The sequence below is a fragment of the Arthrobacter sp. Y3223164 genome, assembly GCF_059091005.1.
The window spans coordinates 1-5293 of sequence record NZ_JBNHGF010000189.1 but is presented as its reverse complement, the minus strand read 5'-3'; the positions used below and the strand labels follow the sequence as shown (position 1 = coordinate 5293).

General features: G+C 69.0%; 8 protein-coding genes. 3 read left to right on the top strand and 5 right to left on the bottom strand.

Annotated elements, in window-relative coordinates; genetic code table 11:
• Together AC5RUJ_RS10380 and AC5RUJ_RS10375 are read right to left on the bottom strand one after the other, a co-directional pair.
• Positions 1 to 150: Rossmann-fold NAD(P)-binding domain-containing protein (locus AC5RUJ_RS10380; RefSeq protein ID WP_494155834.1), on the bottom strand; the 150-nt coding region annotated here is incomplete at its 3' end.
• Positions 151 to 203: 53 nt separating this feature from the next.
• The gene (locus AC5RUJ_RS10375; protein ID WP_494013716.1) at positions 204 to 965 is read right to left on the bottom strand and encodes an IclR family transcriptional regulator; all 762 of its coding nucleotides are present in this window, start codon (positions 963 to 965) and stop codon (positions 204 to 206) included.
• Positions 966 to 1228: 263 nt separating this feature from the next.
• Here AC5RUJ_RS10375 and AC5RUJ_RS10370 point away from each other — a divergent pair, with 263 nt between their 5' ends.
• The 3 genes from AC5RUJ_RS10370 to AC5RUJ_RS10360 are packed head-to-tail and all read left to right on the top strand — an operon-like array spanning position 1229 to position 3871.
• Complete coding sequence (locus tag AC5RUJ_RS10370) at positions 1229 to 1945, top strand: CoA transferase subunit A (RefSeq protein ID WP_494049327.1); 717 nt, start codon at positions 1229 to 1231, stop codon at positions 1943 to 1945.
• A 25-nt stretch (positions 1946 to 1970) separates the two neighbouring features.
• Positions 1971 to 2681: a CoA transferase subunit B gene (locus AC5RUJ_RS10365; RefSeq protein WP_494127579.1), complete on the top strand. Its 711-nt coding sequence runs from the start codon at positions 1971 to 1973 to the stop codon at positions 2679 to 2681.
• The gene (locus AC5RUJ_RS10360) at positions 2681 to 3871 is read left to right on the top strand and encodes an acetyl-CoA acetyltransferase (protein ID WP_494127580.1); all 1191 of its coding nucleotides are present in this window, start codon (positions 2681 to 2683) and stop codon (positions 3869 to 3871) included. Before AC5RUJ_RS10365 ends, AC5RUJ_RS10360 begins: the two co-directional genes overlap by 1 nt.
• A gap of 166 nt (positions 3872 to 4037) precedes the next feature.
• Here the strand turns inward: AC5RUJ_RS10360 and AC5RUJ_RS10355 are convergent, their stop codons facing one another.
• The 3 genes from AC5RUJ_RS10355 to AC5RUJ_RS10345 all read right to left on the bottom strand — a co-directional run.
• On the bottom strand, positions 4038 to 4499 hold the full coding sequence (locus AC5RUJ_RS10355; protein ID WP_494127581.1) for a uracil-DNA glycosylase: 462 nt from the start codon (positions 4497 to 4499) through the stop codon (positions 4038 to 4040).
• Complete coding sequence (locus AC5RUJ_RS10350) at positions 4496 to 4696, bottom strand: hypothetical protein (protein ID WP_494155833.1); 201 nt, start codon at positions 4694 to 4696, stop codon at positions 4496 to 4498. The genes AC5RUJ_RS10355 and AC5RUJ_RS10350 overlap by 4 nt, the downstream gene beginning before the upstream one ends.
• Before the next feature lie 391 nt (positions 4697 to 5087).
• Positions 5088 to 5293 (bottom strand): biotin transporter BioY (locus AC5RUJ_RS10345; RefSeq protein WP_494155832.1); only part of this gene is annotated, 206 nt, incomplete at its 5' end.

Below are 5293 nucleotides of genomic sequence, written 5' to 3'. Positions count from 1 at the left end.
GGCCGCCGCCTGTGCGGCCCGCTCGGGGTTGGCCGTGACGATCGCGTCCAGCGAGTACCCGCCCGCGGCCTCCAGCAACGGCGCGTGGAAGACCCTGCCGGAGAGTCCGTAGCCGATCACGGCGGTGCGCAGCGGGTGGTGCCCGGCCATCGTTGCTCCTAGGGTGTTCTGGTGCCGGCCGAAAGTGCCCGGCTGCCTCGAGCCTAACGGCGGACCTGGGGCTGTTCACGCAACTGCTGCGTGAGGATGTGCGCCTCCTCCAGGAGCAGCTTGCCGAGGAACTCCTGCCGGTCGGACCGGAACCGTTGTTCGATGCCGGTCAGCGACAGCGCCCAGGCCGGCTGGCCGTGCCGGTCGAAGACGGCCGCGCCCATCCCCCAACTGCCCTCCAGGATCAGCCCCGGGTTGACGGTATAGCCCCGCTGCCGGGTTTCGGCCAGGTTCGCGCGGATCTTGTCCGGCGCATGCGCCGGGCCGAAGCGCTCAACCCGGGCACCGCCGTCGTCGAGCAGCCGGTCGATTTCCCCGTCCTCCAGAAAGGCCATGATGGCCAGCCCGGCCGAAGCGATGCCCAGCGGGAAGCGGACGCCTTCGTGCAGCACAAAGGAGCGGACCGGAAAGCTGCCTTCCACCCGGACCAGGCAGACGGTTTCGTCGCCCCGCCGGATGGACAGAAAGGCGCTCTCGCCCGTTTCGTCCGCCAACCGCTGCAGGCGCGGCCGGGCCAGGTCCTCGATCGCAAAGCGGCCAGCGGCCACCGACCCGAGCACATAAAGCTCCGGGCCCAGATGCCAGGTGCCGGTCTCCGCATGATGGTCCAGCAGGCCCTCGGCGGCGAGGGAGTTCAGCAGCCGGTAGACCGTGGGCCGGGTCAGGCCCGAGGCCCGGACGATGTCCGCCAGGGCCGCGCCGGTCTCCGGGGCGCGTCCGACGATCCGCAGCAGCCGGGCTACCCGGCCGACCACTTGGGCTCCTTGTACCTGCTTGTCCGGCAATTGTCCTCCTGGCGGTCTGGCGGCCGGGCCGGGTCGGTTATGCCGCCCCGCCGATCCACAATGTGGACAGTCTACCCGCCGCTGTCCACACTGTGAATGCAGTTCTTGGCCGCCCGTTGACGGTTGCGCCGCGGCACCACTAGTCTGCCGGATAACAGCTGTCCACAAGATGGACAAGTTCCGCGCCAGGTCAGGACGAGTGGCTGCGGACGGCACTCAACGAGGAGGAAGCAATGTCCAAACTGACGGCAGGACCGGCCGCCGCGCTGGCCGGCGTACTGCATGACGGGATGACGATCGCGGTGGGAGGATTCGGGCTCTCCGGCATCCCCGCGGACCTGATCGACGCGGTGCGCGATTCCGGCGTCAAGGACCTGACGGTGGTCTCGAACAACATGGGCGTCGATGGCAAGGGTTTGGGCGTGCTGATCGAGGCCGGGCAGGTCCGCAAGGTGCTGGCCTCCTACGTGGGCGAGAACAAGCTGTTCGCCCAGCAGTTCCTGGCCGGCACGCTGGAGGTCGAGTTCAACCCGCAGGGCACGCTCGCCGAGCGCCTCCGCGCCGGCGGCGCGGGCATCGCGGCCTTCTACACCAAGACCGGGGTGGGCACGGTGATCGCCGAAGGCAAGCCGCACGAGGAGTTCGACGGCGAGCTTTACGTGCAGGAGCGCGGGATCGTAGCCGACCTGTCCCTCGTCCACGCCCACACCGCCGACACGGACGGCAACTTGGTCTACCGCTACACCGCCCGCAACTTCAACCCGGTGGTGGCCACCGCCGGCCGCGTCACCATCGCCGAGGCCGAGGTGATCGTGGAGCCGGGAGAGCTGGACCCGAACCACATCGTCACCCCGGGCGTGTACGTCCAGCGCCTCGTGCAGGCCTCGGACCGCGCCAAGGACATCGAGCAGCGTACCGTCCGCCCCCGCCCCGCCGCCGTCGGCGCCTGAGATTTCAGACCAGAAGGAGCACATCATGGCTTGGACACGTGACGAGATGGCGGCCATCGCGGCCGCCGAACTGAACGACGGAGACTACGTCAACCTGGGCATCGGCATCCCCACGCTGGTGGCCAACAACCTGCCGGAAGGCGTGCGGGTGGTGCTGCAGAGCGAAAACGGCCTGCTGGGGATGGGCCCGTTCCCGTACGAGGGCGACGAGGACGCCGACCTGATCAACGCCGGCAAGCAGACCGTCACGGTGCTGCCCGGCGGCTCCATCTTCGATTCGGCCACCAGTTTCGGCATGATCCGCGGCGGCCACGTGAAGACCGCTGTCCTGGGCGCCATGCAGGTCTCCGCCGTGGGCGACCTGGCCAACTGGACCATCCCCGGGAAGATGGTCAAGGGCATGGGCGGCGCCATGGACCTGGTCGCCGGTACCCCGCGCGTGGTGGTGCTCACCGAGCATGTCGCCAAGGACGGCACGCCCAAGATCGTCAACGAATGCTCGCTGCCGCTGACCGGAGTGAAGGTGGTCAACCGGATCATCACGGACCTCGCCGTCTTCGACATTGACGACGACGGCGGTGCCCTCCCGCTGCGGCTGGTCCGCCTGGCGCCGGGGGTCACCGTGGCCGAGGTGCGGGAGAAGACCGAGCCGGACTTCGCCGTCGCCCCTGAACTGGACGAAGCCGCCGCCGAACCGGCCGGCGCACGGGAAACAGCGCTGGAAGGAACTCACTGATGAGCCTGAAGCAACATTTCGGCCGGGACATCCTGCTGACCGGCTGGGGGCACTCCCCCTTCGGCAAGCTGGCCGACGAGACGCTGGAATCGCTGATTGTCGGGGTGGCCCGGGAGGCCATCGCCAACGCCGGGTTGGAGCCGGGGCAGATCGACGAGATCTACCTGGGCCAGTTCAACTCCGGCATGGTGCCGCTGGGCTTTGCGTCCTCGCTGGCCCTGCAGGTCTCCGACGATCTGGCGAACGTGCCGGCAACCCGGGTGGAGAACGCCTGCGCGTCCGGTTCGGCGGCCGTTCAGCAGGGTGCCAAGTCGCTGCTGGCCGGCACGGCGCACAACGTGCTGGTGATCGGCGCCGAGAAGATGACCCATGCCGGCGCCGACGTGGTGGGCGCTGCCCTGCTGGGCGCCGACTACGAGGCCGCCGGCAAGCCGAGCTCCACCGGGTTTGCCGGCCTGTTTGCCGAGACCGCCAAGCACTACCAGAAGCGCTACGGCGAGGTGGGCGACGTCCTCGGCTCGATTGCCGCGAAGAACCACCGCAACGGTGTGGCCAACCCCTACGCGCAGCTGCGCAAGGATCTCGGTGAGGAGTTTTGCCGGACGGTCTCGGACAAGAACCCCGTGGTCGCCGAGCCGCTGCGCCGCACGGACTGCTCTCCGGTCTCGGACGGTGCCGCCGCCGTGGTGCTCAGCACCGAGTCGCCGCGTTCCGGTGCCGCGGCGGCTGCAGTCCGGCTGGCAGGGTTCGGCCACGCGAACGACTTCATGCCGGCCGAAAAGCGCGATCCCACCGCCTTCGCCGGCAGCCGCGCCGCCTGGCAGCGCGCCCTGGATATGGCCGGGGTGGGGCTGGAGGACCTGGACCTGGCGGAGGTGCACGACTGCTTCACCATCGCCGAGCTGATCATGTATGAGGTCATGGGGCTGACCCCGGCCGGCGAGGGCCGCCGCGCCATCGAGGAAGGCTGGGTGTACCGGGACGGCAAGCTGCCGGTGAACCTGTCCGGCGGGCTGAAGGCCAAGGGCCACCCGGTCGGCGCCACCGGCGTCTCGCAGCACGTGGTGGCCGCCATGCAGCTGTCCGGCACTGCCGGCGACATGCAGCTCCCGGGCGCCCGGCGGGCGGCCGTGCACAACATGGGCGGCCTGGCGATCGCCAACTACGTCAGCGTGCTCGAAGCCGTCTAGCCCGACCGGCAGTCCCCCATCCATTGACTGCGCCGATCTGGCCCTTCCGGAAGCCCTGGATGGGCCAGATCGGCGCAGTCCTTTTGGTCGTCACCCGGGCGGCCGATTCATTGACCGCAGCGCCGGAGCGCCCGCAGAGCATCCGGGCCCGGAGCTGCCGACGGTGTCATTGGTTCCTCCGGATGACGCCGGTGTCCAGCAGGTCCTGCAGGCCTTGCCGGAACAGTTCCTTGCCGCCATGGGCGGGGTGGCGGATTTTGGGCACGTCCAACCCGCTGGCGGTCACGCTCCGGTGCCCGATGTTCCCCACTGCGACGACTGCGTCAATGCTGAACAGCCGGGCCAGATCCTGCCAGTAGAGCGTGCCGGCCGCGATCTCCGGCGCCGATGGGGTGCGGTTGGACTGCGGCCGCCCGGGCTGGTGCGGATGGAACGGGTAGGCACTCCACAGCAGCGGCAGGAAGTCCAGTTCAGCCAGCACGTTCCACATCACCGTTGCCGTCGGCTCCGCCGGCACGGTCAGGACCTCCGGCGGAACCACGTAACCGTTGCCCGGGCCGAACATGCCGAACGGGTCACGCCCTGAAATCAGCGCCTTGTTAGTGAAGGGGACTCCGGTCACCGTCATGCCGCGGTACCCGGGGGCCTCCCCGACCAGCAGGACCTTGGGCGGCGTTCCAGCATCTGTTCCAAGTACCTGGCGATGTTGTGCCGGCGCGGTGCGTTCGCCGGCACCGATGCCGAGAAGAAGTTGCGGCTCGCCGGGCCCGTCTCGAACTCCCCCAGCCGCACCACAAAGTCCCTGATTTCCTGCTGCGCCGTCACCATCCCAACCTATGCGATCAGCGAGGCGACGGTGGAACCTGGACCCGCGAACCCGGATCGCTCACCATCCAGTGGCGGGAAGATGCAGCGAAACGGCCCTGTTCGCTGCATCTTCTCACCACTCGAATGCGCAGGAGAATACGTGTCCCAGTGCGGGGGAATGCGTGTCGAGTGCGCATGGGAATCATGTCGGTGAACGCTGGTGGGACCAGGCGTGGGAGAGAGACAACCGGCGTCACCCGGCCCGCCGGCCGACACCACAGACAACGACGCCGGTGCCCGGGCGAGGAAGAATCCCCACCCGGGCACCGGCGTCGCGCTGTGAAGTTGTCAGGCTGCAGCGGGCGCGAAAGCCCGCCGCCCGCCGCCCAGGCGCTTAGCCACCCAGCCGCTAGGCGCGGGCGGAGTCCTTGGGCAGTCGGGCCGCCAGCTTCCACGCTGCCGGCATGGCGGCTGCCGCGATCAGCGACTTCACGATGCCGCCGATGATGAACGGGTACAGGCCCCACTCGAGCGTCTGCTGCAGGTCGGCGCCCAGGGAAATGGCCAGCCAGGCCATGCCGAAGACGAAGGTGATCACGGTGCCCGCCAAGAATG

What these genes read in the sequence shown, in the direction of transcription:
- AC5RUJ_RS10360 (WP_494127580.1), top strand. Translation starts at nt 2,681, where the DNA reads ATGAGCCTGAAGCAACATTTCGGCCGGGACATCCTGCTGACCGGCTGG.
- AC5RUJ_RS10365 (WP_494127579.1), top strand. Translation starts at nt 1,971, where the DNA reads ATGGCTTGGACACGTGACGAGATGGCGGCCATCGCGGCCGCCGAACTG.
- AC5RUJ_RS10370 (WP_494049327.1), top strand. Translation starts at nt 1,229, where the DNA reads ATGTCCAAACTGACGGCAGGACCGGCCGCCGCGCTGGCCGGCGTACTG.
- AC5RUJ_RS10355 (WP_494127581.1), bottom strand. Translation starts at nt 4,499, where the DNA reads ATGACGGTGACCGGAGTCCCCTTCACTAACAAGGCGCTGATTTCAGGG.